Source organism: Bacillus sp. FSL R5-0434, assembly GCF_038004745.1.
In the GTDB taxonomy this organism is placed as follows: Bacteria; Bacillota; Bacilli; order Bacillales; family Bacillaceae; genus Bacillus; species Bacillus halotolerans.
Genome location: NZ_JBBORV010000001.1, coordinates 1,303,228 through 1,328,159, shown reverse-complemented (window position 1 = coordinate 1,328,159; position 24,932 = coordinate 1,303,228). Strand labels below are relative to the sequence as shown.

Below are 24,932 nucleotides of genomic sequence, written 5' to 3'. Positions count from 1 at the left end.
GTTTACAGTTTATCTAAAATAAAAAACGATTGCCCGCCTGTCAGAGCTGCAGTCATGACGCGATCCCCCAGCTCGAGTGCATCATCTCCTCCGGACTGCATCCGTTTTGGGATGATGAGGGCGTCAGCCGGTATAATCAGTTTGCTGTTTTCTTTTAATTTGATTTCAACAGGAGAAACCGAAACCACCTCAGCTGGGAGCAGCTCCACCGGAGATTCAGCATCAACCGCACCGACGGCCAAATGTTTGATGGCTTCACTCAGTCTCATCAGGAAACCCCTTCCGGCATCGTATTCTTTTCGACAACATCAATGGTCATCGTATGTTTCGTTCCTTTAAACTCATGCCGGTCTGTATCTACCCAATAGGTTTTTTTGATACCTGCCTCCGGAATGGATATATAGACAGGCAAGCCGCTCTGCACTTCTGGAATGCCGATGGCCTGAATATTTTTCAGTTCTTTTTTTACGCCCTTTTTTTCAGCAAGTCGTACGTCGGCCCTCTGCTGAAGCTGCGCCTGGTTAATTTCGTCTGTTACGGTCTCCGTATATTGAAGCACGCCGTATTTGTTTAAGCCTGAACTGTCCTTCGCAGACGCTTTATACGTCTTATTATCCTTCTGGCGGCGCAGCATCACCCGTGTTGCGGTATCATTTATAGACGTGCTGTATTGGTAGCCCGTAATATTGACGCCGGTTTCCAGCACCCATATCTCCGACGGATCTGGCCAAGCGCGCAGACCGAGCTTTCCTTTTTCCGAATACAGCTGATAATTCAGTCCCGTCTGGCTCTTTGTCTGTTTTAAAGCCTTCAATATGATGTCGTACAGGCTCGTATCATTTTTAATCACAAGGCTTTTGATCGTATGACTTGTGTTCGCAATAGAGGTTGTCGGAATTTGAAAATCATTGGCGATCCTCCTGATCATCTGGTCAGCACGCTGATTGGAAAACACGTACACATCCTGATTTTTGACCAGATATTGCAGCATATCGTACGCACTGAAGGCAAGCGTATGTTCATCAGGCGTTCGGGCGAAGACGATCCCGCGGAAAAGCTCTTTTCCCTTCCACTTAAACAAGACGGTATCTCCTTCTGTGACGCTGTAATACGTCTGGTCGCCCTGTTTGATGACGATGGTCGCTTCAATAGAACGCGGCGCTTGATATCGGTGCCCCTCCAGCGACACGCTTTCCGCTACCAGCTCAAGCCATTCTGTATCTTTAATGACGAACAATTCTATCATCATACATCACCTGTTTCATTGCGGTATCTTTAATTTTTGACCGGGAAAAATCCAATGGCCCGGCTGCCTGATATTTCGTTTGCTTCGTTTAATCATGGCTGTTTTATTGGCGTTCCAAATTTTGCGCCATTGCGTGCTGTTCCCGTAAAACCTGCCGGCAATGTCCCAAAGCGTGTCTCCCTTTTTTACTGTATAGGTTTTCGGAGAGGCCTTTGACGGACGTTTTGCCTTTGTTTTTTTCTTTTGCTTGATTTTTCGGGGTGAGGCGGTTTTGTATTCTTTTAGTACAATATCAAAATCCCTGTCTCCTATCTCTTTGTCACCTTCACTGTATTTAAGGCTTTCAATGCTGCATGTCATATTGATTTTTGTTCCCGTAATTAAAAATTGAACAGGCTTTTTAGCCTTCATCCATTTTTCAATTTTAACAATGGCGTTCTCTGGAGAAGGGATATTCTGATATTCAGCTATCGGGCTGTATTTCTTCGGAAAAAACGAAGAGAACGAAATTTCTTTCGCTCCCTGTTCGTCAATAAATGTAAGGTCACCGAACTTAGCTACTTTAACCGTCTCATTCTGAACCGTATTTGAAATATTCAGCTGGTCGGGAAGTACGGGGAGCCGCAGCTTGTCCTTCCCTTGTGAAATCCAAAATTCATATACGGATTTAGTCAAATGCAACGACTCCCTTCGTTCCAATATTGATATCCTTTTGCAGTTCGTCTATAAGCGCCTGCTTGATTTTCGCTGCAAGAGTTTCAGCGTCTTGTCCATTATGGAAGTGCTGGTCACCATTAAATTGAATATAAATTTCTTTTGATCCGGATACTGCTGTCGTTGGCCGGCTTGCCGAAGTAACAGCGGAGACTTGGCCTGATGAAAGCTCAGACTGCTGGGATTGAGACGGATCTGTCACTTCCATACCCAGAGCTTGCGCTGCTCTCTGAAGGAGGTAGCGGCCGCGTATGCCTCGCTCCTCCGGAATGATCCATTCCCGCTTGTTTCCTTCACCGACACGGGCGATTTGTTCTTTTGTGATCAGTCCGCCGTTGGCATAACCGACATAGGGACCTCCACGTTTTAAGCTTTTAATACCAGGTACATTATCAATTGAGCCGTATCTGCTTTTGATATAGCCGATAGCGGCAGCAGCGTTGTGAATCGGATTTCTAATGTTACCCATGCCCGGTGCTTTATGAGCATTAAATGTGGTCGGGACTGTCTGCATGAGTCCTTGTGATGGATTTCCCGCCTTCGCGTTGCTATCCCACAGGTTAATAGAGTTCGGGTTGCCCCCTGATTCATACTGAGCAATCGTCATCAATCCTGGAAGCCAGCTTAATGGTGTCTTTGTGGCCATCATTGCAGCCATAAGCCACTGCTTCACATTTCCCCCTACTGCACCCATTCCGGAATAAGCAGCTGCCAGTGAACCGGCTTGCTTTTCAGCGTATTTTTTCACATCGACAGAATCCAATCCTTTTACTACACCGACAGATGCAAAGCGACCGAGACTCATCATAACTCGAGAAGGCGAATGGATATCTAATTCTTCACGGAAAGCCGTCTCAACTTTTTTCGCGAGTTCCTTGGCGGCTTCATGGACTTCACTTGCCTTTGAAGTCATACCTGAAACAAAATTCCCAATCATGCCGCTTCCCCAGCCGTTTGATGATTCTTTAGAACGGACAAACGGTTTATTCACATGAGTGTTAACGTACTGATCAGTGCCTGTTTGCGAACTATTTTGTCCGGAAGCAAACCCTTTGATTGTACTGCTTCCCCATGATGAAGATTTGTTTACAGTAGCTTGGAACGGTGTTTTGACTTTTGATTGTAAAAAGCCGTCTGTTCCGGTTGCTGTGCCGTTTTGCCCCTTAGCATAGCCGCTTACCATCTGTTTTCCGTAATTTGGTGAAGAAGAAATCATTTGTGAAAATGGCGTATTGATGTTTTTCTTTTTCCAATCTTCCATTTTGACCGGCTGATTGCTGATGCCTTTACCAAAGCCTTCTGAAAATTGCTGTCCGAGTGTGGACGCTTGGCCTGTAAGATTTGCAGTGTCCATTGATGGAGAGGCTGATCCTGATAACGAACTGGCAGTTGCTCCTCTTGAAACAGATACCGGGCTTCCAGCAGAAGACGAAGCGGTTCCCATATCGTCTACGACTTGCATACCAAGTTTAGACGCCGCTTGTGAAAGAAGCATTTTACCTCTGCCTCGGTTGTTATCAACTGGGATAACGAATTCCTTGCCGGCTTCACCGATCCATGAGATGGTTGGTTTGGTGATGTAGCCGCCTGTGGCATGTTTATCAGTTTTAGTTTTTTCTCCTTTATAGTCATCCGGGTCTCCTCCGCCAGTTACGAAGTTGACAATGCTTGAGACAACGCCGCCTGCTTTATCCCAAATTTTCTTTACCCAGCCGAACGCTTTAGAAAAAGCATCTGAAACGGTTTCTCCAACCTTAGTAAGAGGTTCTTGAATATTCTTTTTAAACCAGCCGCTCAGACCCTTCCAAATGTTCTTGACCGTATCTAAAGCTTTTTGGAAAGCATCAGATATTCCCTTGCCTACATCTAAGACTGTATTTTTAACTGGGTTCCAGACTGTATCCATGAACCATCCTGATACTGTACTGAAAACACTCTTAATCTTATTCCAAGCGCCAGTCATTTTATCCCAGATAGTGGTTGCCGCTCCGATAACAGCCGATTTGACTGGCTCCCATACATTGCTCATAAACCATGAAGCAACTGCACTGAACACATTTTTAATCGTAGTCCATGCGTTTACAATTTTAGACCATATCGCTGTAGCCACACCGACAACCGCGGATGACACCGGTGTCCAAACATTATCCATAAACCATGTTGCCACGGTACTAAAGATTGTTTGTATCGTGGTCCATGCGTTTACAATATTTGACCATATACTTGTAGCCACGCCCACAACTGCGGATGACACTGGTGTCCAAACATTGTCCATAAACCATGTTGATACAGTTCCCCAAATACCCTGAATGGCTGACCATGCATTTTGCGCACCCTCTGTAATGCTATTCCATGTATCATTTAGAGCGCCGGCATCAAATGCCTTCCCTAAACTTTCACCGCCGAAAGTGCCGGCAATTCCTCCTACAACACCGCCAATAGCGGTTCCGACTCCCGGCACAACGCTTCCAATAGCTGCTCCGGCAGCTGCTCCGGCTAAACCTCCGCCGGCTGAACCTACTTTTTCACCGGCATTATCCTTATTGATTCCGGCTAAGTCAGTAAGAGACAAAATTTCGCCTAATCCCGGTATTCCTTTTGCGGCTCCTTTTAAGCCCTTCAGTCCGCCCTTCAAACCTTTTGATTCTCCCAATGTTTTCAGAAGGCCTGAAAAACCTTTGCCTGATCCGCCTTTAGCTGCTTTTGCCGATTTAGGCGTATTCACAGGATTTGATTTATTGCCCTTGTTTGATGAACCATTTCTATTTTTGACTTTTTTGCTTTTGCCTGTACTGATTCCGGCACAGCAGCATCCGCAAGCCCCGCCCCATTTGCCGCCTGACTTCTTCGATTTAGAACCTGACGCTTTTTGGTTCATAGAAGGTTTTTTAGTGCGGTTTGAGTTGTTTGAAGTTGAGTGATTTGTATTGGCTTTTGAGGCTTTTTGTTTGTCTTTGCTTCCGCTGGATTTGCCGCCAAGCAGTCCTCCAAAATCCAGATTCCCCAGTTTTTCAGCAATGCCTTTTATAATCTTTTCAAAAAACTCTCCCGCTTTTTCAATAATTTTATCAGGGCGGAATTTCTCAAATTTTTTCGCGATTTTTGAGACAATATTATCAAAAAACTTTTCTGCTTTATTCGCGATTTTATCTGGGTTGAGGAAATTGAATTTTTCAGAGATTTTGTCAACAATATTTGTTACAAAGTCTTCTGCTTTAGTGAGAATCGCGTCCGGACTGAATTTACTTGCGATATCATCCACTTTTTTCATAAAGGAGTCTGTAAACTTATCCAGTTCGTTAAAAATGGTTTCTGGGCTGAATTTGCTTACGACATCGTCCACTTTTTTCATAAAGGAATCTGCAAACTTATCCAGTTCGTTAAAAATGGTTTCTGGGCTGAATTTGCTTACGACATCGTCCACTTTTTTCATAAAGGAATCCGCAAACTTATCCAGTTCGTTAAAAATGGTTTCTGGGCTGAATTTGCTTACGATATCATCTACTTTTTTCATAAAGGAATCTGTAAATTTGTCCAGTTGTTTAAAAATGGCTTCAGGACTGAATTTACTTGCAATATCGTCTACTTTTTTCATAAAGGAATCCGTAAATTTGTCCAGTTGCTTAAAGATAGATTCAGGACTGAATTTACTTGCGATTTTGTCCACTTTTCCCATAAACGATGTTGTGAACTTATCCAGCTGTGCCAGAATCGTTTCCGGACTGAACTTTGTCGCAATTGCATCCACCTTACTCATAAACGATGTTGTGAACTTATCCAGCTCTGTCAAAATCGTTTCCGGACTAAACTTTGTCGCGATTGCATCCACCTTACTCATAAACGATGTTGTGAACTTATCCAGCTCTGTCAAAATCGTTTCCGGGCTGAACTTTGTCGCGATCTCATCCACTTTTCCCATAAAGGAGCTTGAGAACTTATCCAGCTCTGTCAAAATCGTCTCCGGACTGAACTTCTCAGCTAGTGCAGTCATTTTAGATGTAATGGATTCTGTGTATGATTCTAATTTTGAGGTGATCGATTCGGGTGTAAAATGTTCAAATTTCTTCAAAAAGGTACTTTTTAATTCCTCAATTGCATTGCTGATACCGGCTGTACCTTCACTGATAAATGAATCTAAAAGGCCTCCGCCTCCTGATTCTGCGGCTCCTCCAGATCCTGGATTCAACCCGTTGCAGCAACAGCCCGCATTTTCTGCCGGAGTTTTTTCTTCGGGACCGAACACTTTATCCAATAAAGCATAAAACTTATCATCAAGTATTTTTTCTGGATTAAACTTTTCAAATTTTTGGGTAACACGATCAATAACGGCTTCTTTATATTCAGTTACTTTTTCATCTAGCTTTTCTTTGATCTTCTTTTTGCCTTCTTCAACGAGGTTTCCCCAGAAGGAACCGCCTTCTTTTCCCTCTCCCTTTTTGCTCTCTGCTTTCTTAGCTGATGGGGGAGCTGTTTTCTCAGCTGTCTTTAGTTTCCCAAAGCTATCCATTTTCTTCTGAAGTTCATCCAGCTTTTTTGATACCTGATCATTCAAAGTGAGCTGAATTTGATTATCTTTTTGTGTAAGTGCATCAATGCCTGCTGAAATGCGGCCGACTGTTTTCATGACGTGATCAATCACACGTATCGTAACAGAGTAACCATTTTGAAGTGCGGTTTCCATATAACGCTGTATTTTTTGCACAGCCGGAGAAACTTGATCTTCTGCCCTCAGCATAATCGTAAAACCTTTAAAACCCGCAACGAGCTCTCTTAATCGTTCAAACTTTTCTGTCGCTTGATCATTAGCGCCAATTTTAATAGATACCGATGACGGCAATCCCTGCAATTGAGTTTGAACCTTCTGAATGACAGTGCTGGCGTTATCCTCAGCTGAAATGGAAATCATTTGGGCGCCAAGCTTTTTCTTTATAGATTTTTGTATGCGGTCAATTGTCCTTAACACCGTTTTGCTTTCTTTTCGTATATCTATAGAGCTATTTCGCTGCGCCATTTTTCTATACTTTTCAAGCGCTCTAAACCCATTTTGTATCTTTCTTAACTTTTTGCTTACACGGTCTTCCATTTCAAATCTTGCTGTCAGCTTTGCCAATTACGATGCCCCTCCTTTCTTTGCTTGTTTTTCAAGGGTATCCAGCTTATACCCAATCAGCCCATACAACAGCGCCTTAAAGTTTCTGGGCGCTTCATACAGTTCTAATAAATCTGATGGAGAATAATGAAGCTCGTGCATCGCATAATAGAGATACACGGCTTCTTTATGCCCATCTTTTATTAGTTTTTTACTTCTTCTTCCAGGTCTTCTAATTCATCTTCGAATCCATTAATCTCAATTGCTTTGTTGAGCCAGTTTGCGTATTCGCCTCCTACAGACAGGACACGTTTCGCTACTTCTACCGGGTCGGCCGTTTTGTAAGCTTCTCGAAGATCTTTTGAACGGAAGTCCGGATAGACTGTCGATTCCACTGCGATTCGGGCATAAAAGCGCTGGCTGTCTAAATCTTTTACACGGCCTCTGCCTTTTACATTTTTATAAGTTGTTGTTTCTTTCTCCAGTTCGTCAATGCGCTCTGTCGTGATCGCTTTGAAAATAAATGGTACGATATTTCCTTTTTTATCAACAAAACGTTTAGAGATCGGCACTTTGATTTCTTCGGCTTCGATTGTTTTTCCCGGCATAAAAAAGGAAAGATCATATACGTTTTCGTTCTTCTCGCTCATGTAAAAAACTCCCTTATCTTTAAATTGATTTCATCATTTAAAAACAGACCTTTCTCAGAAAGGTCTGCTTATGGCTTGTTCAGTTTTGATTAAAACGTGTCAGAAAGCTTTTCAGGCACGTCGAAGTCTTCAAATGTAAACGGAACTTCTTCCTCTAATGCTTCTGAATCGACATCGAGGCTGGCGATTTTTGCGGAGTCGAAGTTTACGTCGTAAAGCGTGACTCTTTCTGTTCCTCTTCCGGAAGATTTATCATCTAACACAGCCTGCAGGGTGAAATAAGGATCGCTGCCTTTTTTGACGTAATCCATCATAAGGATCACAAATTTTGATGTGACTTTGTAAAACGTCGCTGTGCCTGTTCCGTTTGCGCCTGTTGTTTTATGGCCTGTCATGCGGCGGCCCATAATATTTACTTCAGACTTGTTTTTCTCCACATTTGCTTCAAATGTTTTGATATGCGCCATTTCTTCGCCATCGAGAAATAAGCGTCCTTCTTTACCTGAAATCGTGTTTTGTGCTTTTAATGCCATATTAGTTTACCTCCACATTAAAGTAGAATTTTTCTGCTGCGTCGACAGGCTGTACAGCGAGGTCAATCAAGAAGCCGTCACGGTCTTCATTCATTGAAATTGTGATATCTTGATCAGAATCAAAACCGGTAATACCGCCCGCATCCTGAAGCGTTGTCATGTATTGCGTAATCATCGTTTTCACATACTGAAGCCCGTCTTCAGAGGCCGGGATGTCGCTTCCGCTTCCCTTTCTTGATTTGATTAATGCTTTCAGCTCGCGTGTTAAATCGTTATTGACTGCGTCGAGTACACGGACGATTTTGTTTTTCGCAAACTTCTTGTTTTTCTCAGCCGTAAACGTGACAAGTGAGTTAATGTCTTTTTCTACGCTTACCGATTTATCGCGGGCGTCAAATGTGAATAAAAATTCGCCTTTTCCTAAGCGTTCCACAATTGCGTCGTGGTCAAGGCGGTTTAAGACATCAACGGCACCTTCATACTCCACAAATGTGAGAGATTGGTTAAAGGTTGCTCCCGCACTTGCGCCGGCTACCCACGCCGTCGCTTTGTCCGGTGTCACTTCTGTTCCATCTTCCAGCAGCACACCTTCTGTCACGTTGATGATGCCTTCATAGTCACCGCTGTAGTTGGCTGTTACCCCTTGGACTTTTTGCCCTTGACCGTCACGCAGACGCTTAATGAATGCGGCAAAGGTCGCCTTCAGCTGATCTCCTTCTGCAACCGGCAAAGCGATGACATCAAAGCTCTCCGTTTCAGCCGCAGCCAAGAAATCGGTATAGTCTGAGTTGACCGGCGCTTTATCTGTACCGCCGGATAAACGGATTCCCGCAGATGCGTTCAGCGTCTCGGCAGCCGTGTCTCCTTCTGATCCAGTCAGCGGAATTGAAGAGGAAAGATCTCCTGTTCCGGTAAATGTCACATAGCCGTTTGCTGTTAATTCTTCAGCTTTTTTGACAGTCTGTTTATCCACTTCTGATTCATCCATATACGTTGTGACATCAAATGACGCTGCATCCAGTACATTTTCATTAATGCGGATGATGATGTCATTCCCTTTTGATCCGCCGTATAAAGCAGTCGCTTTAACGCCTTCGGCAATATCGGCAGATGCTCTGACGCCTTCAGTGAGGCGGTACATCAATACCGTTTTCGCGTTTTTCTTCGCTTCACGCAACAGTAATAAAGATGGATCGTCGATGCTGAGACCCACTTTTTTGTTTAAATCCTCCACGCTTGAAATGGAGACGAATGTTTTCGCTTCGCCCCAGCTTGATGCGACCGGAAGTGCGACCGTCCCCCGTTCACCGAGTGACACCCGTTCCTGTGCCGTCGTTTTAAAATTGAAATAAATGCCTGCACGGTCCTTTTCTTTTCCTGCTGTAAATGTTCCGCCATTCATTATTGCATGACCTCCTTAGTTAAAAATGTTTGTATCAATTGACTTGCCTCTGATTTCGTCAGGCGTGTTTTGTCCACGCCAAATAAAGCCCCCTGAAGGATCTCCGGCTTAACGCCGAACAGTTCCTTTGCGTGCTTGATCAAATCCGCTGTATCAAAAAGAGCTTCCCGGCTCTCTGTATGTACAGCCTTCGCTTGTTTCTGCTTTGCCACCGCTATTTCACCCCGCTGTTCATATCGATATCCTGTAAGACAGGCTGTTCTGTTTTATGATAATAATATCGGCTGCTCCACCTGATCACCATGACCGCCTCGCCCCTGTCTCCCACCCTTGTCTCAATTCGGGTGATGCGAAGCATATCCCCTGTCTTCTCACCGGATTCACTAAGCAGCGGAACTATATTTCTCGCTTCTCTGATGGCATCCGCCAGCCTGTCCGCTTCATCCAGCGCCTGCACGGAGTCAAGATGAAACAGCTTTACATTGAGACTGTAGGTTTTTTTAAATGTGGAGACTGTATCTGTTTCTTCAAAAACAGATGGCGCAGGGACATATAAAGACGGCACTTGAAACTGATCAGGCAGCTCGCTTTCATAAATGGGAACAGACCACTGGCTGTACAAAAAAGCCATGATCGATCCTGTTTCGCTGTTCATCCGGCTCCTCCTTTACATCTTTTTCAGCCACTGGCGCAATTTATGTTCCATTGATTTTGCAAACAGCTGTTCATATAGAAGCAGTGCATGCTCCCAATAGCTCGTGCCGGGTATCCATTTTTTCTTGAGTGCCATGCCTGTTGAAGAAGCCGGATCATAGATAAACCGTGAGCCTTGAAAATGCCCCGGCACCCATCTCACATCGTCCGCTTTCGATGTCCAGTGGCCGTCATTGAGAAAAGAGGCATATTCAAGCTGGGTCCCGACCTCAAGTGAGAGTCCGCCGCTTTGTACCTTCCAGAGGTTATCCTCTGAGCCTTTCTGAAAGGAGCTGAGCAGTTTTTCTGTATCTATCGTTTGCGTGCTGATGAGTTCAGATTGTACGATCTCCAGAAAATCTTGCCCGCACTCTTCAAGCCACCGGGACGCCTCGCGGGAAAAACCGCCGGATGCCGCTTCTTTTAACGATGCGTTCAGCTTTTTAAGTCCCGCTATCTTCATAGACTTTCATCTCTGACAGCGATGACTTCCCAATGATGGTGTCTGATCTTTTTTGGCAGCTTCAGAATATAGCTGTTGTGTTGCCAAATGATTTTGTCGTTCATCCGGATATCCGCAGAGAATGGAAAATGGACAAGCAAGCTGTGATACACGGTTTGATCAGGCTCCTCCTGAATCAGCTGCTGCGTTTTTTCTGTAAAGTAGCAAGGGACATTTTCTTCATCAGGTGTATTCGGATATGAAAATACCGGCTGAAGCTTGTCCGCCGGAATTCCGAATCGTCCTGCCAGCGGCGGCTGCGCTGTTGCATGATAAATATCACAGCGATGGATCAGCATCTGCTGATAACTCATAACGACCGCACCTTCAATCTGGCAGACTCCGGAACATAGTCCGGTGCGATAAACTCTTCCAGCAAATGATATACATCGGGCTTTTGAATGCCGGCTTCACCGGAAACCGTGTAGGAGTAATCCCCCATTTTCTCAGACTGATATCTTGATGCGGCTGATTCGTCGCTGTTTACTAGCGCAAAGTATTGGGCGAGCTTCAGCAAAGCTAATCTCGCCTTTTCAGGGAGCGGGTCGTAGATGCTGTCTGTAAAGCTGTGCCCTGTAATGAGGGCCGCTTCCGATTCCGCCTCGATGATATCCTGCGCCAGCAGTTCTTCCGGCCTGTTTTTCACCTGGTCATAGACCGAATAGGCGGCAACGTCCGTCGGTTCGATGAGCATATAAGCTGGCCACCCCATTTCGATTATTCTTTTACGTTAATTAATTTAGCGCAGGCATCCTCTTCCTCGAACTTGCTGTCCAGCTTCGCCGTTAAGACAATGATGAACTTACGGGAGCGGATATCCTTGTCGACTTCAATTCGAATATTGCGTGAGAAGCCGAGAATGATATTTTTCGGATGTGTCAGAATGATATCGGACGCATCATATTGCGCGTCTCCCTCTCCGACTGCGTACGGCTGGATATTGGATACCCCTTTTACCGGTACGCCAAATGCTGTGGACAAGCCGCCCTGAACAGCCTGGTCCCCAAGATTTGTCTGGCGGTCCGCCACACGGTCCTTCCATTCAACTTCTAAGCCGTGCGATGTATAGAATCTGAATTCCTGAGGGATGCGCAAATATTTTGGCGGAACAGCCTTTAAGCCTTTTTTAAATGTCGCTCTGGACAGTTCTTCACCATTCATATCGACGATGTGGGACACTGCTTGTTTACGGATGCCGTCCAGCTGCGCCAGGTATGGATCTGCTGATGCAGTATCTCCGTTTACGATCAGCTCTTCAATATCAACTGCCGCCCGCTCTGCTAAAATTTGCATGATCGTTTGCTGCAGTCCGCCTTTTTCAATATTGTTTTCGAGCGTGTCGTACGTAATGTTAATTTCCGCAATGACTTCCTTTGTGTTCAGCTGGACAGTGCTTGTCGTCGGAACCGTCAGTTCGTCTGTTGTCAGCGCCTTTCCTTCTTGAGCCGCGCGCAAAATACGCTGGCCGAAACCGATTTTCTCAAATTTTTGCGAATCGTTTTCCATTTGAATCACACGGGATTCACTGAAAATCGTCGGCGTGTTTTGCACCATGCGGATAAAAGCTGATGCTTGTGCAGGGTTCATGAGCCCGCCGCTTTTTAAAGCAGAAAGCGACATTTCCGCTTTCCGAATGATCTCTTGATTTCTCAATTGATTTCCTCCTCTTTGACTGGTTTACAGCAGTCCGCTCCAGATTGATTTTTTGACTTGCTCTGTATTGCCGGCCGCATCGTCCGCCGTCTGTTTAGAGGCTCCCCGAGCTTTTTCCAGGGCCTCAATGCGTTCGATCAGCGGGGCAATCATGTCCTCAACGAGCTTCTTCAGGCGCTCGTCATCTCCCGTCTGCTCCGGTTTTTCCTCTGTTTCTGTGTTTTTTTCAATTGTCTCCAGCCGTTTGAGCAACGGATACAGCGCATGCTCGATTGATTCCCTCATGTCTTCTTTCCTCATTTCTTCAGTCTCCTTTCCTGTTTTGTCGGCCAGCAGCTGCTTAAATACGCTTAGAAATCCGGCTTTTTCAACCGGTTCTTCTTCATATACATCAGCAGTGCCCGCCATGCTGTAGCCGGTGATGATGCCGGCTTTGATTTGTTCCCACACCTCATCTGACGCTCTTGTCACAAGCACCCACGAGCCCTTTGTAATCCGTTTTGTTCCGATGATAAAATCATCGGGCGCCACATAGGATTCAACGACCACGCCTGTGCCGCCTTCAAAGCTGTGATTGATATCAATCTCCCGCGCGTCTGCAAGAAAGCCATGCGCCGCTTTTTCAATTTCTTCTGCGGTCATATAGTCGCCGTGGGCATCTGGAACATCAGGCTCATACACAATTCCGTATACGAGCTTTTGTTCATCCTGCTCGCTTTTCGTAAACAGCCGAACTTTTTTTTCAAATGACGGAGGTTCGGCTGACTTCGTAAAGAAAAATTCTGTCTGGTTTGCCGCCTTGTCCACATAGCTGACAAAGCTGATTTTGGCATTTTTCAATTCCCGCGCCACCTGCTTGATTCACCTCCCTTCAGGACGTTTTGATATCTTCGATGCTGTCCTTCAGCTCCTGCATAAGTGCTGTCAGATTTGTCTTTTCAGCATCCTGTCCGGCAGGGCGTTTGTAAATGTCCTCCGGCCACTCCTCAAGCGTTTTGCCGAGCACCCGTCCGGCAAGGTCTCGCAAATCATTCGGCGAAACGGCTCCAGCTGTAATAAAAGGACCGAGCACTTTCGCAATCTCAAGCGGATCACGAAAGTCCGGTCCTTTTAATGTCAGCCTCACATCATGAAGATTCAGCTCCGGCAAAAGCAGTGTGTTCAATTTGTTGACAAGCGTTTTCCGCTCTGGCTGAAACACCTGCTCCTCCGTAATTTTTCTCGCTGTATCAGCCGTAGCCCGGTTGTATTCCTGAGCTTCTCCCGTATAAAGCGGGGGCAGACGGAAAGCAGAGCGCAGCTTATTTCTGCTTTTTTCATCATATTCAAGAAACAAGGCGTCGTTTTGCAGGATTTCCGCAAGGGATTTGATTTCCACAGAAACCGGTGTGATATCTTCACCGCCGTGAAGGTCCTTCTCCTTCGCGATGCCTTCCGCCTCAATCAGAAGAAATTTATGGGCGTTTTCCACACCTTCAAGGTCATTCATATACTCCTGCAGTTCCCGGTAAGAAGCTTCAGACAGCATCCCGTTTTCCACCGTAATCGCCGCGGGTACGTGACGCCCCTGCTTAAAGTACATAAAATTGAGCTCTTCCGCTTTCCGGGCGCCGTATAAATTGACGATATTGCCTACCCAGCGGGGCACGCCGTATACGCCGCTTCCGATTTTAAGATGGATCACTTCGTTTGCTTGGTGCTTTTCAGCCAGTGTGCTGACATATTCGCCCGTGCGCATGTCCATTTTTCGGGGATCGCCGTATTCTTTGAAAAATACTTTTTTTCCATTGATCATCTGCACAAATTTCCGAAACCGTTTTTGCCTTTTGATTCTCTTCACTTTTCCGTTTTCTTCATACATAAAAGATACTTCGACAGGCTCGCCGGCTCCGCATACGCGCATATATTTCACATCCAAATATTCAATGCCGGCCGGTTTTCCCATCCCGTCGCGAAGCACTTCCATAAAGCCGTTTCCGGTTTTTTCCCTGTCTTCAATGGCATAGCCTAAAATCATTTCAGCAGATTCATCAAAGTGAAGGCATTTGTAAAAGGCTTCAAGTCTGGCCCAGTCTTTTTCCGCTTTTTTCTTTTTCGCCTGGTCAACATCAGTGGCGTTGACATCAAACGTGTACTCCACATCAAAACCAAAACCAGTAATATTCACTCTGTACGCATCAATGCATTGCTGAAGAATGGTTGAGTATTCAGCAATTGTTTTGAGCTCGGTGATATTGTAGGGCGGAGCGATGATATCCTCTCCGTACAAATCAGAAAAGTCGTCTTCATAAATTTGCTTTGTCTGAGGAGCAGATGCATTGGCTTTTAAAACCGTTGCTCTGACTGTTTGATTGTGCGGCATTTATGACCTCCTCCTTTCTCGGTTCGGACGGATTCGTTTTTGCGCTGTTTCCTTCACATCTGCGACCTCATAATCATCGAGCGCATACCAAATAGCAGAAAGCGTATGCGGGTCAATCGTGAATTCATCTTCAATCAGCGCGCCGTTTTTATCTTTGGCGTACGTCAGTGTCTTGAGCTCATAGATGACATTTTCACAGCGGTCCGAACAGAAAATTTTTTTGAAGCGTTTGACCTTTTTGGTGTATTGAAGCCTGGAGCCGGGAAACTTCCTGGCTCCGACCATCCGAAAACCCTGCTGGCGGAAATATTGAATGCTTTTCGGCTCAGCAGAGTCGGCTTTGATCATTTCCTGTGTTTTAACCAATTCCTGCAGCTCCTCAGCCGTCTTGTCATCTGTCATTTTGTTTTTATAATACTCCCAATAAATGTAGAGATATTTCTTATCAGGATCGACGGCGAGACGGACGACAGCATTGTAGGATTCTTCGAAACCAAAATCCATGCCTGTGCGAAGGATCGGCTGGCTGATGGCGGCAATACGTTCTTCGATACGGTCGTGCGGGAGCACCTCAAACTGCGGTAGCACCCTGATTCCATTGACGCCGAACCTGCCTTTACGGGCAATTCGGTATAAGTCAGGATCATATTCCTTCAGTCCGTCAAGCTGCCTGATATAGCTTTTCGGGAGAAAGAGGTTGTCGTTTGCCGTGGAATGATGGTAATACGTATCTCTCCTGACAAGTGTCCGCTTTTCGTAAAGCTCGCTGTCATCCAGCACAAACCGCTGATTGCGTTCATCCCGAAAAAAATGCCGGTACGTCCAATTGGAGGTGCCGACGGGATTGGTGGTGCAAATCATGTGCAGCTTCAGCTCAGGGTGGCGAAGACGGCCGATTAATTCCTTAAAGCCTTCATACTTCACCTCAGAGCACTCTTCAATCCATATTAAAGAAATGTTGTGAACAGATTTCAGCTTCGCCGGGTTGTCCATTCCTTTGAACATGATCCGGCTGCCGTTTTGAAACCGTAGCTGAAGCGGGGAAGAAAGTGCTGCGGCTGCCTTCGTGAGACCAAGCTCTTCAATCACCTCTTCAAATAAAGCGAAGGTCGAATCCCGGTGGGTATCGAACACCTCGCGTATGACGAGCGCCGTCCGCTTTTCCTTCAACAGCTTTAACACGATTTTCAGCGCCGTATGATAGCTTTTTGATGAGCCGTAGCCGCCGACGAGAAACTGGTACGTCTGCTCCCAATTGAACACGTAATCTTCAAAATGAGGATTGATTTCTTTTACAATCATGCCTTGTCCTCTTTTCGTTTGATCATGATTTCAATTGGCTCGCGGCCGTCATCAGTTTTTTCCGCTTTTTGTTTCGCGAGCTTTAACTTCTCATTTTCTATTTTTTGTTTAAATTGATCCGGAAACAAATCAAAGTATAATGACAGCTTTTCAAGTGCTTTCATCTTATCGGCAAGCTTAATGGCGATGCCTTCCTTGCCGAGCTTTGCCTCCGTGACAATTGTGCCGTCAACGAGACCGGAGTCTTTGACGTCGACAAAGCTGATTTCCTTCATGATCGGGTTATCATCTTCATCAAACAGCGGTCCCGACTTTCCGACGGCCTGCACCTCTTTTTTGCCAAAGGTCACATAATCCGTGATATCGGCGAACGCGATTTTGACATATACCTGCAAAACGTCCATCGCTTCAATAAACACTTCATTCACCATTTCTTTTTTTATCCGCCTGATTTCAGCGGCAACCTTTTCATTCTTTAACAGCCTGCAGCCCGTCACATGGGCGCTGTCCGGAGAATAGCCCGCCTTGATCGCTGACTGTGTCGCATTGAAGCTTTTTACGTAGTACAGGCAGAACAGCCGCTGCCGTTCATTTAATTCATCGTTTTCTATGCGGCGCTGCTTATGTCCGTTTTCAGAAAACAAGGCTTCTTTCCATCCGTCCTGTTTTTTCCAGATGCCGATTGTTTTCGCCGAAACGCCGATTGTGTCTGCAATGGCCCGGTTTGTGATATTTCCCTGATGGTGCTGATAGATTGCTAATGCTTGTTCTCTCTGTTGTGTTTTCATGCTACGGCATCACCGCCACCTCCAGCATGGATTTCTATTCATAAAAGCGGCTGGTTATGCCGTCCGCTTATGTGTCATGCTCTTTTCACTTATAGGTGGCAAACGTATGACAAGCATTCAGGCAAGCGATCGGTTTATTTCCTCCTGCTGTCTTTGCATCTTTAATAAAGCCCGTTTGATTGTTGTCTGCACAGTTGATTTTTTGACGCCAAGAAGATCGGCAATGCGTTCATAAGAAAAGCATTCCACCTTGTGCAGCAAAAACATTTCTTTCTCCCTGTCCGTTAAAAGGGATAAAGCTTCTCGGATTCTCTCCCTGTCTTCCTCAGATACCTGTCCGTCCGGCTCAAACATCATATCGCAAGAAAATGATTCTATGATTCTTGGATCTTTGATCATCAGCCGCTGATACGCATCACGCCGGTCAATCGCCCGTCTGATGCCGGGCTGTCTTCCTTTTTCAAGCCATTCTGTTACATATTCAAGGTCTGTGATGATGTTTCTGATAATCTTTTTATCCTTCATGTCCTCAGCTGAGAGCACTGATTCATCTGCTTCAGCGAGCGGTTTATATTGTGTTCTTGTTTGTTTTAATGTGCGTTTATATTCAAATAATAAGTCTTGCATTCTATGATTCCTCCTCATTTGTGCAATAAAAAAGCGGACACCAATCAACGCACAAATGCTGTGCATGTTGATCAGTGTCCGCAGGCTTTCCGTCTTGGACGTATTCTTTTTTCGCTTTAATTTAATTTGTAGCCGATTTCAAATTCTACGCGGGCAAGGTCTCCCTTTCTCGTTTCAACAAGCGTTTTCCCGTGCTCCGGAGCTTCTGTGATCCAGGCTTCTTGCTTTATGCCGTCGACTATAATAACGCGGATTTTCCCATCCTCAAGCTGGCTGTCGAGCGTGATGGAATCAATATTTACGAGTTTTTTAGGGTTGATCATATGTCATTTCCTTCCTTTCGGGTTCAGCGCTTTTGTTGGCTGCTTCTAATACCTTTATGATGTGCTCCTTTGAATGAGCGGAATTCCCGTTCAGAAAATCCAGCGCCGCTTTAGCCGCTTCCTTCAGCTCAGGTGCGGCTGCCATCAATTTGGCATTGCTTATTTGCGAAAAAGAGCTGAGGTCAAATACAGCGGCGATCAGCCGGCCGTTTGAATAAGGGAATCTCTCTTTTTCTTCTTCACTGTAAGCAGAATAGATATAAATTGGCTTCTCATCCCCGCATGCGACAGCACGCCACGGCGCAGGACTCATTTCAAATTGTTTTGTTTCCGGCATCTGCTTCACTTCCCGTCATCCTTGTACCATTGTTCGATGTTTTTTTCTGTCCGCTTCGCCCGAAACAGCAACGCGAACAGAGCAGCCAGCTGTTTAATCACGGGCATTCAGCCCCGCTTTTCCGGCTGTCAGCATTTGTTCCAGCTTTTGAATAACCGGCGTTAAATCATTGCCGGACCGGCAGTTCGGACATGGATGAAAAACCGCTCCGATCCCGGTATGTTCAACAATTACTTTCTTTGTCTTACAGAGCTTGCACATTATCTGATGCCCTCCAATCTATGATTCAGGTCATACGCTGTTCCTTTGATAATCACTAAATAATCACTGCACATTTCATAGATTCTCGTGCCGATCGCTTCATCAACCCGGACGAGCGTTTCAATCGTAAGCTCGCTTGAAAGCAGAATCGGTTTATGATTTAAGTAGCGGTAGTTCAAAACGGAATACATTTGTTCCAGCTGCCAATCAGTGGCGCGCGGTTTGCCGTTTACCGGTTTAAAGAGATCATCAATGAACAGCACGTCTGCCTGCTTTATTCGGTTCAGCTTGGCTTCCAAAAGATCAAAATCATTTTTTAAATCAGTAAAGCCTTCGACGAACGGAAAATAAATGACCGGCACATGGCGCTTTCTCATCAGGTCATTGGCCGCAGCGGTAAGAAGATGTGTTTTCCCGGAACCGGGCTGACCCAAAAGGGCGATACTGTTTTTCCGGCTGTCCTTGATTTGTTCATAATCCGCCACAAACTCTTTGGCGCATTCAAACGCGTCCTTGACGGCCTGTGGCTTCCCTTGGGTGCGGAATTCATGAAAGCCAAGCTGTCTGAAGGCAGGAGTAATTTCACTGACGCCAAGCAGCCGTTTTACTTTTCGTTCTGCCATACAGCTGCACATTGTCCACACTTCCAGACCGTCTTGCCGGCTGAGATATCCTCCCTGATCCTTGCATCGCTGGCAATCATACCGGCTTGCGTCTGATTCGGCCGGTTTGTCCGCCAGTAATGGACGTCTCCCTTTTCTCAACTCGTCTAAAATCTGCTCGATTGTATGTTTTGTCATTACTTTCATTCCTCTCATGGTGTATTGCGGCGGTCTTTTTAGCTTGCTGCGCGAAAAATCGGTCTTCGATGAATTTCGAACAGTAGCGAAAGGCCTTTATCGTTTCTGAAGCAGCGGTTCGCCGGTTTTCAAAAGCTTGAAAACATTCCTCAAGCCATTTGATTGTTTGCGTTACAGGAACGCCGATGGCGACAATACGGGCGATGGCTTGATAATCTCTGGAGGAAGGATACACGGTGCGTCCTTCTTGAGCCGACCGTAATTGTGTAAACCGCTTCGCAATGTGATCCACTGCATCATCAGCAGCAGCATATGTTTTTGTTTTATCTATATTAGAGCGGTCTTCTTTGTCCTGTGCCAGCGGCGAAAATGACCGCTCATTATCGCTGCGGTGTGCAGTTTTGTCCGATCTGAAGCTGAATTTTTTAGAGTGCTTCACAGAAATCATGAGTCCGTATGGCGCGCGGGCAGCCTTTATGTATCCATGTCTTTCAAGAAGCTCCAGCCATCTTCTGACTGTTTTTTCACTTACACCGAATACTGCCGCCATCTCTCTTGCTTTTAATGGCTTATGGCCGAGCACAATTCCCCAGCTCACGCCATCCTTTTCATTTTCTTTTGTCGTTGAGCTGATAAACCAGAGAAACAGCCACAGGGCCGAGCCTATTTTGACATAATGTTCTGAATTCAACAGCCCTGAATACATAGGAAAAGGATAGCTTTTATCCATTTTCATTGCGTTTCACCTCTTCTTTTAACAGCAAGTACGCTTGAAATTGTTCTCGATTTTCAAATTGGAATACCGGAAGGCCGCATGCCGTAAAAGAAATGGAGCCGCCGGATTGTCCGAGATGGCGCTGATCTATCGGATGTTCACTAAAAACGATTTGAATCGGATGCATGTGATCACTCCCCCGATTTGTTTTTGATACAATTCGTATCAACTGTTACCAAGTATAAACGATACATTCTGTATCATCAAGTTATTTTTGATACTTTTTTTATCATAACTTTATTTTGATACAGATTGTATCTATAATCATAAGTAACTTAGGGAGTTTAAAAAAGAGAGGTCATAGTATGATAGGCGGCAGATTGAAGAGTCTCAGAGGGAAAAGGACACAGGAAGAAATCGCATCTCACATCGGTGTATCGCGCGCACGATATTCTCATTATGAAAACGGGCGAAGCGAACCTGATTACGACACACTGCAAAAGCTGGCTGATTACTTCCAAGTGACAACGGATTACTTATTAACAGGAAAAGAAAAAAAATCTGATGATGATATGTTTTCTGATCCGGACTTGCAGCTCGCATACCGGGATATGCAGGATTTTTCCCCTGAAAGCAAACAGCAGGCCATCGAATTTATCAACTATTTAAAAGAAAAAGAGAAAAACCGGAAACCGAAAAACAAATAATTATTTCTCTGTTCTCTAAAACATATAAAAAATAGACCGATATAAAGAAAAAGTGTTTATTTTTTAAAGAAAAGGGAAAGATTTCAACACACTTTTTAGTCCTAAACGGGCTTTTCTTTCTCGCTACAAACAGAACATATGTTCGAAAGGGAGTATTCAATTGGGCGATTACTTATCACATCTGGAGGAATACGTAAAAAATTTATACAGCCGGCTGGGCATCACCTCTCCCCATCACATTGACATGCTGAAAATCGCAAACGATCTTGATATATGGGTTCATTTCGAGGATATGGGAAGCATGATGGTGAAATACGACGGCATGTACAGTATCATATTGAACCAAAAAAAGTCCCAGGAAGAGCAATGGGAGGATTTTGGCCATGAACTGTGCCACGTATTAAAGCATGCAGGCAATCATTTTCAGATGAACAAGCTCTTCAGGGAGCTGCAGGAATTTCAGGCGAACCAATTTATGTACCACTTCTGTGTGCCAACCTTTATGCTGTTGCAGATGGAACTGCCGCAATGGAGAAGTCAGGCTCTTGCAACCATTGCGACGGTATTCCGGGTAACAAAGGACTTTGCTGAGAAAAGACTTGAAATGTTTGAACGGCGTAAAGCAGGTATTCAATTTCAGAAGCGGCTTGCTTATTTATTATCTGATAAGCGGCCAAAAGCGGAATATGAGGAAGATCAGCCCCCATTACTGGTAGCGGAAGCAAAAGCACTGTACAATATCAGAAGGCGCGGCTGACATGAAAACGGGCTGGGGACATATGTCCTCAGCCCGGCAGAGAAACTAGCATTTTGACATGGGAGGCATCGTATCATGCAACCACTTCGGTGCCGGTTTAAAATGAGGTTCCGGACCAAATGCAATCGGAGCCGGTATATATCTGAATTCTCCCCGGCCGTCAAATGATTCACCGTGAGCCCACCTTCCTTGTGAGCTTTCATCCCCTCTGGAAAAGTTAAACAGGTCATAGGATACTTCCTGCTTTTCTAGCTCACGCGGAAATGTCGTGGGAACGACAATATCCCGTTCTCTTTCTTCCAGCTCTTTAATCGCTGCATACCACATATTTTGATGATAAGTATCCCTCGCAATCAAAAATGACAGCATATCTCTTACCCCGGGATCATCAGTCATGGCGTAAAGCCGTGTCACCTGAAGGCGCCCCTGGGCTTCCGCATTTAAGTTTGCACGGAAATCCGCCAGCAGATTTCCGCTTGAGATAATGTATTTTGCATTCCACGGATAACCCTCACTATCTGATGCCATCGCACCCAAGCCGGACACAATAGCGTGCTGAGGATTCATCCCTGACATCACTGCTGCAATAGCGGGGTTGCTTTTGTAAGCATTCTCCTGTACATCAGCGGGAGCATCATCCAGAAGCCTGGAAATCATCGTAGCCAACATTTCCACATGTCCGATCTCTTCCGTCCCCACATCACATAGCAAATCTTTATACTTGGCATCCGCCCTGCAGTTAAAACCCTGAAACAAATATTGCATCATCACACTAATTTCACCAAATTGGCCGCCCAGCACCTCTTGGAGCTTTTTCGCATAAACAGGATCCGGATGGGAAGGCTTTGCCTGATACTGAAGCTCTTTAATATGATAAAACATCGTTTATTCCTCCCTGCGCATTCAAACAATCACAGCATATGAAGGAATAGGCAGTTATTGCAGGTCCTGCTTGCTTCTTCCATAAAAACCAAGCTTAACGGCATTCACATATCGAGAAAAAAGATTATTTTCTATGTATTGTCCCTTACGGCAGCCAAAATTGTGAAACAGCGCGCTCCGCTGCGCCGTACTCAATTCCAGCTGCAGCCCCATCTCCCTTTTCGTCCGATTGACGATATTTTGCGGATGAACACCTGCCAGCCGGTCTTTTTCACTGACCAGTTCCGCACTGAAACCTGCCTCATTCAGCAACTCGCAAATGGCTTCTGCTTTTATCCGATCCGCGCCCCCGACCAATGTATGCGGCTTTTTCAGATCATGATAGCCGTGAAATGCCAGCGCGAATCGGTGGGCGTTTACTTTTTCTATGGCAAGCGGTTCATCAAAACGAGTGCTTGTCAGGTGGAGCGAACGGTTGTTGCGCTGCTTCAATCCTTCAAAGATATAAATGGAACTTTGATCAGCAAATGCCCGCACCAGTTCGCTGACGCCCGGCTCAATTCTTCCGCCGTGAGGGCCGATGACAATATGCTCGCTCCCGCTGTTCTCTTCATAAATAATCCGGTATTCCGATTCAGACGCAGAAAGAGATAAAAAACTGTCATACATATCTTTCATGTTAAGCGCTCTCCTTTATCAGTCAGCACCAGTTTACTCTACTCATCTATGAATGAAAACCTTTTTATCGTATTTCCATATCAGGAGATATATGAAGGGATTTATCGATATCTTGCTGGAATGTGTCAACTCTTTCAACAGCTGAGGCGATAGAAAAGTAAGCACTTATTTTACTAGAAAGAAAAACTGCGGCGTTTAAATGGGGGCCTTATGCGGTCGATCTACAGGTGGATTAAGTATAAATGTTATAAATCATTCTTTTAAAAGGCTTATGTAAGCTGGCACGCTATCCATTTTTATCAGTTTGTTTTTGAAAACAGCCTTTTTTTGATAACGAATACATTTGACCATACCATCTCTTTTTTAATCCATATAATAAAACTGATCAAACATTAAAGGAGGCGTTAGTATGGGTTATTATAAAAAATATAAAGAAGAGTATTACACTTACAAAAAGAAGTACTACAAGAAGTATTACGACCACGATAAAAAGTATTATGATGATCATGAGAAAGATTATGATTGCGACAAAAAATACTATGACCATGACAAAAAATATTATGACCACGGCAAAAAGTGTTATGATCATGACAAGCATGACTATGATTACAAAGTAGAATATAAAAAGTATTACTAAACCTTTAACGTTCTATTTCTTTTCCCCGGTGATCACCGGGTCTTTTTATTTTCTATTTTATTGCTCGAAGGTTTTTTGCTTTTCTAGATTTCTTGTTAACTTTATGCCTAGCAAATTGTTCATAACTCTTAAAATCCACTTGTGGCGCGGCGCTCTCCTGCTGTGCCAAATCAGTCAAAAGGTTCTTGCTGCCGTTTGTATGTAAGGCAAAAAAGGAAGCTCCATCCAAGTGAAGCTTCCTTTTTTCATTATAGTTTTTGTTTAATTTCAGCTTTCGTTTTCGGCCCGTAAATGCCGTCTGCCGTTAATCCGCTGACAGATTGAAAGCGTTTGACAGCATTTGCTGTTTTTGGCCCATATACACCGTCCACCCCATGATTCTTCGCCCCTTTATCAGGATAAAAATAAAGAGCTGCCAGCGCAGCCTGAACCTGCTTTACTTTTGTGCCTTTTGTCAGCGGGCTCGTTACTTTGATTACCCCCGATGGCAGCGGATAAGAGGATGCGGCATGGCTTTTAGAGGAAGAGGCAGTCCCGGAAAGCTTGATCTCCTGTCCGACTTTAATGTAATTTGGATCAGTGATGTGATTTAAGCTTTGCAGAGTTTTCACACTGATACCGTGTGATGCTGCAATGCCGGACAGCGTATCTCCTTTTTTCACATGATACACTTGCGCAGAAGGAGAAACCTTTTTCGCTGAGGCGCTGCCGTTTAATTCCGCTTCAATTGCCGCCTTGACTTGCTCCCAGCGCCCCTCTGATAAAATGCGGTGCGGGCAGTATTTACCGTTCCAGTCTTGGTGTTTTCTGACTCGATCAATTCCCCAGCCCCGCTCCTTCAAAAGCTGTGCCACAAAAGAGATCGCCAATGCCTCGGCTGCCTCGTACTTTGGGCCTCCCGATTTGCTGTAGCAAATTTCAACGCCAATCGACTTGCGGTTGCCTGTACCGTTTGTGCCGTCACCAGTATGCCAAGCGTTACGGTTAAGCGGCAATCCTTGAATCACCTCTTTATCATCAACCGCGAAATGAAAGCTTGTCGAGCTGGTGTTCCCAATCATGTAGCTAATTTCGTTGGCAGCGGACGCGTCGTTTGCCGTGTTGTGAATGGTAATGTATTCAGCGGACATCGCATTCGGGCATTTCAGCGCGTACTTCGCCTCAGAAACCACATTTTTCTTCACTTGAATGCTCACCTATCATCTCTCCTTTTTCTTTTTTCATCAATAGGTGGCATTCGTAGGACGAAAAGCACCGCTATATGGATAATTGTG

30 protein-coding genes and 1 pseudogene are annotated in these 24,932 nt (G+C 45.1%); 3 read left to right on the top strand and 28 right to left on the bottom strand.

Going from position 1 to position 24,932, the window contains the following annotated elements:
• Positions 1 to 2 precede the first annotated feature (2 nt).
• The 25 genes and pseudogenes from NYE43_RS06905 to NYE43_RS06785 form a co-directional block, all read right to left on the bottom strand.
• Complete coding sequence (locus tag NYE43_RS06905; RefSeq protein ID WP_024121076.1) at positions 3 to 269, bottom strand: DUF2577 family protein; 267 nt, start codon at positions 267 to 269, stop codon at positions 3 to 5.
• The gene (locus NYE43_RS06900) at positions 269 to 1,246 is read right to left on the bottom strand and encodes an XkdQ/YqbQ family protein (protein WP_341061368.1); all 978 of its coding nucleotides are present in this window, start codon (positions 1,244 to 1,246) and stop codon (positions 269 to 271) included. The genes NYE43_RS06905 and NYE43_RS06900 overlap by 1 nt, the downstream gene beginning before the upstream one ends.
• 15 nt (positions 1,247 to 1,261) lie before the next feature.
• Positions 1,262 to 1,921 carry a LysM peptidoglycan-binding domain-containing protein gene (locus tag NYE43_RS06895; RefSeq protein ID WP_185848049.1) on the bottom strand — a complete coding sequence of 220 codons (660 nt, stop codon included), beginning with the start codon at positions 1,919 to 1,921 and terminating at the stop codon, positions 1,262 to 1,264.
• Positions 1,914 to 7,070: a transglycosylase SLT domain-containing protein gene (locus NYE43_RS06890; RefSeq protein ID WP_341061365.1), complete on the bottom strand. Its 5,157-nt coding sequence runs from the start codon at positions 7,068 to 7,070 to the stop codon at positions 1,914 to 1,916. Before NYE43_RS06890 ends, NYE43_RS06895 begins: the two co-directional genes overlap by 8 nt.
• Positions 7,071 to 7,211 carry a hypothetical protein gene (locus NYE43_RS06885; protein ID WP_341062718.1) on the bottom strand — a complete coding sequence of 47 codons (141 nt, stop codon included), beginning with the start codon at positions 7,209 to 7,211 and terminating at the stop codon, positions 7,071 to 7,073. It lies immediately after the preceding gene.
• Between the two features lie 41 nt (positions 7,212 to 7,252).
• A complete protein-coding gene (locus NYE43_RS06880) occupies positions 7,253 to 7,699 on the bottom strand; it encodes a phage tail assembly chaperone (protein WP_014113481.1) in 447 nt (148 codons plus the stop codon).
• 89 nt (positions 7,700 to 7,788) lie between these two features.
• Complete coding sequence (locus NYE43_RS06875) at positions 7,789 to 8,232, bottom strand: phage tail tube protein (RefSeq protein WP_003220592.1); 444 nt, start codon at positions 8,230 to 8,232, stop codon at positions 7,789 to 7,791.
• 1 nt (position 8,233) lies between these two features.
• Positions 8,234 to 9,634, bottom strand: a complete 1,401-nt coding sequence (locus NYE43_RS06870; RefSeq protein ID WP_024121072.1) for a phage tail sheath family protein — start codon at positions 9,632 to 9,634, stop codon at positions 8,234 to 8,236.
• On the bottom strand, positions 9,634 to 9,846 hold the full coding sequence (locus NYE43_RS06865) for a hypothetical protein (protein WP_059336109.1): 213 nt from the start codon (positions 9,844 to 9,846) through the stop codon (positions 9,634 to 9,636). Before NYE43_RS06865 ends, NYE43_RS06870 begins: the two co-directional genes overlap by 1 nt.
• A gap of 2 nt (positions 9,847 to 9,848) precedes the next feature.
• The gene (locus NYE43_RS06860; RefSeq protein ID WP_106020456.1) at positions 9,849 to 10,289 is read right to left on the bottom strand and encodes a phage tail terminator family protein; all 441 of its coding nucleotides are present in this window, start codon (positions 10,287 to 10,289) and stop codon (positions 9,849 to 9,851) included.
• A gap of 12 nt (positions 10,290 to 10,301) precedes the next feature.
• A complete protein-coding gene (locus NYE43_RS06855) occupies positions 10,302 to 10,790 on the bottom strand; it encodes an HK97 gp10 family phage protein (RefSeq protein ID WP_095713498.1) in 489 nt (162 codons plus the stop codon).
• On the bottom strand, positions 10,787 to 11,143 hold the full coding sequence (locus NYE43_RS06850; protein ID WP_326324158.1) for a YqbH/XkdH family protein: 357 nt from the start codon (positions 11,141 to 11,143) through the stop codon (positions 10,787 to 10,789). The genes NYE43_RS06855 and NYE43_RS06850 overlap by 4 nt, the downstream gene beginning before the upstream one ends.
• Entirely contained in the window at positions 11,140 to 11,523 is a 384-nt protein-coding gene (gene yqbG / locus NYE43_RS06845; protein ID WP_103671556.1) for a protein YqbG, read from the bottom strand. The genes NYE43_RS06850 and yqbG overlap by 4 nt, the downstream gene beginning before the upstream one ends.
• 23 nt (positions 11,524 to 11,546) lie before the next feature.
• Positions 11,547 to 12,485 (bottom strand): annotated as a pseudogene (locus NYE43_RS06840) (phage major capsid protein); the annotation flags it as partial.
• 21 nt (positions 12,486 to 12,506) lie between these two features.
• Positions 12,507 to 13,334: an XkdF-like putative serine protease domain-containing protein gene (locus NYE43_RS06835; RefSeq protein ID WP_024121065.1), complete on the bottom strand. Its 828-nt coding sequence runs from the start codon at positions 13,332 to 13,334 to the stop codon at positions 12,507 to 12,509.
• A gap of 19 nt (positions 13,335 to 13,353) precedes the next feature.
• Complete coding sequence (locus tag NYE43_RS06830) at positions 13,354 to 14,844, bottom strand: phage portal protein (protein ID WP_101860762.1); 1,491 nt, start codon at positions 14,842 to 14,844, stop codon at positions 13,354 to 13,356.
• The gene (locus NYE43_RS06825) at positions 14,845 to 16,146 is read right to left on the bottom strand and encodes a PBSX family phage terminase large subunit (RefSeq protein ID WP_024121063.1); all 1,302 of its coding nucleotides are present in this window, start codon (positions 16,144 to 16,146) and stop codon (positions 14,845 to 14,847) included.
• Positions 16,143 to 16,934 carry a terminase small subunit gene (locus NYE43_RS06820; protein ID WP_024121062.1) on the bottom strand — a complete coding sequence of 264 codons (792 nt, stop codon included), beginning with the start codon at positions 16,932 to 16,934 and terminating at the stop codon, positions 16,143 to 16,145. The genes NYE43_RS06825 and NYE43_RS06820 overlap by 4 nt, the downstream gene beginning before the upstream one ends.
• A gap of 117 nt (positions 16,935 to 17,051) precedes the next feature.
• Complete coding sequence (locus tag NYE43_RS06815) at positions 17,052 to 17,561, bottom strand: sigma-70 family RNA polymerase sigma factor (protein WP_024121061.1); 510 nt, start codon at positions 17,559 to 17,561, stop codon at positions 17,052 to 17,054.
• Between the two features lie 116 nt (positions 17,562 to 17,677).
• On the bottom strand, positions 17,678 to 17,884 hold the full coding sequence (locus NYE43_RS06810) for an XtrA/YqaO family protein (protein ID WP_024121060.1): 207 nt from the start codon (positions 17,882 to 17,884) through the stop codon (positions 17,678 to 17,680).
• On the bottom strand, positions 17,871 to 18,221 hold the full coding sequence (locus NYE43_RS06805; RefSeq protein ID WP_253295357.1) for a phage portal protein: 351 nt from the start codon (positions 18,219 to 18,221) through the stop codon (positions 17,871 to 17,873). Before NYE43_RS06805 ends, NYE43_RS06810 begins: the two co-directional genes overlap by 14 nt.
• Positions 18,222 to 18,314: 93 nt before the next feature.
• Positions 18,315 to 18,482, bottom strand: coding sequence for a hypothetical protein (locus NYE43_RS06800; RefSeq protein WP_024121058.1), 168 nt, complete (start codon positions 18,480 to 18,482; stop codon positions 18,315 to 18,317).
• Positions 18,482 to 19,282 carry an ATP-binding protein gene (locus NYE43_RS06795; protein WP_185848054.1) on the bottom strand — a complete coding sequence of 267 codons (801 nt, stop codon included), beginning with the start codon at positions 19,280 to 19,282 and terminating at the stop codon, positions 18,482 to 18,484. Before NYE43_RS06795 ends, NYE43_RS06800 begins: the two co-directional genes overlap by 1 nt.
• Positions 19,182 to 20,018 (bottom strand): phage portal protein, encoded by an 837-nt coding sequence (locus NYE43_RS06790; protein WP_341061354.1) that lies wholly within the window; start codon positions 20,016 to 20,018, stop codon positions 19,182 to 19,184. Before NYE43_RS06790 ends, NYE43_RS06795 begins: the two co-directional genes overlap by 101 nt.
• Positions 20,005 to 20,184: a hypothetical protein gene (locus tag NYE43_RS06785; RefSeq protein ID WP_095713505.1), complete on the bottom strand. Its 180-nt coding sequence runs from the start codon at positions 20,182 to 20,184 to the stop codon at positions 20,005 to 20,007. The genes NYE43_RS06790 and NYE43_RS06785 overlap by 14 nt, the downstream gene beginning before the upstream one ends.
• A 178-nt stretch (positions 20,185 to 20,362) precedes the next feature.
• On the opposite strand from NYE43_RS06785, the gene xre reads away from it, so the two are divergent.
• Complete coding sequence (xre, locus tag NYE43_RS06780) at positions 20,363 to 20,704, top strand: HTH-type transcriptional regulator Xre (protein WP_024121054.1); 342 nt, start codon at positions 20,363 to 20,365, stop codon at positions 20,702 to 20,704.
• 160 nt (positions 20,705 to 20,864) lie between these two features.
• Positions 20,865 to 21,461, top strand: coding sequence for an ImmA/IrrE family metallo-endopeptidase (locus tag NYE43_RS06775; protein ID WP_103671551.1), 597 nt, complete (start codon positions 20,865 to 20,867; stop codon positions 21,459 to 21,461).
• A gap of 45 nt (positions 21,462 to 21,506) precedes the next feature.
• Here NYE43_RS06775 and NYE43_RS06770 read toward each other — a convergent pair whose 3' ends face one another.
• Together NYE43_RS06770 and NYE43_RS06765 are read right to left on the bottom strand one after the other, a co-directional pair.
• Complete coding sequence (locus NYE43_RS06770) at positions 21,507 to 22,343, bottom strand: manganese catalase family protein (protein ID WP_103671550.1); 837 nt, start codon at positions 22,341 to 22,343, stop codon at positions 21,507 to 21,509.
• A gap of 54 nt (positions 22,344 to 22,397) precedes the next feature.
• Entirely contained in the window at positions 22,398 to 23,021 is a 624-nt protein-coding gene (locus NYE43_RS06765; protein ID WP_024121051.1) for a poly-gamma-glutamate hydrolase family protein, read from the bottom strand.
• Positions 23,022 to 23,430: 409 nt separating this feature from the next.
• Here NYE43_RS06765 and NYE43_RS06760 point away from each other — a divergent pair, with 409 nt between their 5' ends.
• Positions 23,431 to 23,658, top strand: a complete 228-nt coding sequence (locus NYE43_RS06760) for a hypothetical protein (protein ID WP_024121050.1) — start codon at positions 23,431 to 23,433, stop codon at positions 23,656 to 23,658.
• Positions 23,659 to 23,906: 248 nt separating this feature from the next.
• On the opposite strand, the gene NYE43_RS06755 is transcribed toward NYE43_RS06760, so the two are convergent.
• Positions 23,907 to 24,854, bottom strand: coding sequence for an N-acetylmuramoyl-L-alanine amidase (locus tag NYE43_RS06755; RefSeq protein WP_213418547.1), 948 nt, complete (start codon positions 24,852 to 24,854; stop codon positions 23,907 to 23,909).
• Positions 24,855 to 24,932: the final 78 nt, after the last annotated feature.

Coding starts and splice junctions, on each gene's coding strand:
- xre (WP_024121054.1), top strand. CDS start 20,363: ATGATAGGCGGCAGATTGAAGAGTCTCAGAGGGAAAAGGACACAGGAA.
- NYE43_RS06790 (WP_341061354.1), bottom strand. CDS start 20,018: ATGAAAATGGATAAAAGCTATCCTTTTCCTATGTATTCAGGGCTGTTG.
- NYE43_RS06900 (WP_341061368.1), bottom strand. CDS start 1,246: ATGATAGAATTGTTCGTCATTAAAGATACAGAATGGCTTGAGCTGGTA.
- NYE43_RS06875 (WP_003220592.1), bottom strand. CDS start 8,232: ATGGCATTAAAAGCACAAAACACGATTTCAGGTAAAGAAGGACGCTTA.
- NYE43_RS06765 (WP_024121051.1), bottom strand. CDS start 23,021: ATGAAAGATATGTATGACAGTTTTTTATCTCTTTCTGCGTCTGAATCG.
- NYE43_RS06860 (WP_106020456.1), bottom strand. CDS start 10,289: ATGAACAGCGAAACAGGATCGATCATGGCTTTTTTGTACAGCCAGTGG.
- NYE43_RS06785 (WP_095713505.1), bottom strand. CDS start 20,184: ATGCATCCGATTCAAATCGTTTTTAGTGAACATCCGATAGATCAGCGC.
- NYE43_RS06825 (WP_024121063.1), bottom strand. CDS start 16,146: ATGATTGTAAAAGAAATCAATCCTCATTTTGAAGATTACGTGTTCAAT.
- NYE43_RS06870 (WP_024121072.1), bottom strand. CDS start 9,634: ATGAATGGCGGAACATTTACAGCAGGAAAAGAAAAGGACCGTGCAGGC.
- NYE43_RS06805 (WP_253295357.1), bottom strand. CDS start 18,221: ATGCCGGAAACAAAACAATTTGAAATGAGTCCTGCGCCGTGGCGTGCT.
- NYE43_RS06815 (WP_024121061.1), bottom strand. CDS start 17,561: ATGCAAGACTTATTATTTGAATATAAACGCACATTAAAACAAACAAGA.
- NYE43_RS06820 (WP_024121062.1), bottom strand. CDS start 16,934: ATGAAAACACAACAGAGAGAACAAGCATTAGCAATCTATCAGCACCAT.
- NYE43_RS06770 (WP_103671550.1), bottom strand. CDS start 22,343: ATGTTTTATCATATTAAAGAGCTTCAGTATCAGGCAAAGCCTTCCCAT.
- NYE43_RS06850 (WP_326324158.1), bottom strand. CDS start 11,143: ATGAGTTATCAGCAGATGCTGATCCATCGCTGTGATATTTATCATGCA.
- NYE43_RS06905 (WP_024121076.1), bottom strand. CDS start 269: ATGAGACTGAGTGAAGCCATCAAACATTTGGCCGTCGGTGCGGTTGAT.
- NYE43_RS06880 (WP_014113481.1), bottom strand. CDS start 7,699: ATGAGCGAGAAGAACGAAAACGTATATGATCTTTCCTTTTTTATGCCG.
- NYE43_RS06855 (WP_095713498.1), bottom strand. CDS start 10,790: ATGAAGATAGCGGGACTTAAAAAGCTGAACGCATCGTTAAAAGAAGCG.
- yqbG (WP_103671556.1), bottom strand. CDS start 11,523: ATGCTCATCGAACCGACGGACGTTGCCGCCTATTCGGTCTATGACCAG.
- NYE43_RS06830 (WP_101860762.1), bottom strand. CDS start 14,844: ATGCCGCACAATCAAACAGTCAGAGCAACGGTTTTAAAAGCCAATGCA.
- NYE43_RS06800 (WP_024121058.1), bottom strand. CDS start 18,482: ATGTGCAAGCTCTGTAAGACAAAGAAAGTAATTGTTGAACATACCGGG.
- NYE43_RS06810 (WP_024121060.1), bottom strand. CDS start 17,884: ATGATCAACCCTAAAAAACTCGTAAATATTGATTCCATCACGCTCGAC.
- NYE43_RS06760 (WP_024121050.1), top strand. CDS start 23,431: ATGGGTTATTATAAAAAATATAAAGAAGAGTATTACACTTACAAAAAG.
- NYE43_RS06885 (WP_341062718.1), bottom strand. CDS start 7,211: ATGCACGAGCTTCATTATTCTCCATCAGATTTATTAGAACTGTATGAA.
- NYE43_RS06795 (WP_185848054.1), bottom strand. CDS start 19,282: ATGACAAAACATACAATCGAGCAGATTTTAGACGAGTTGAGAAAAGGG.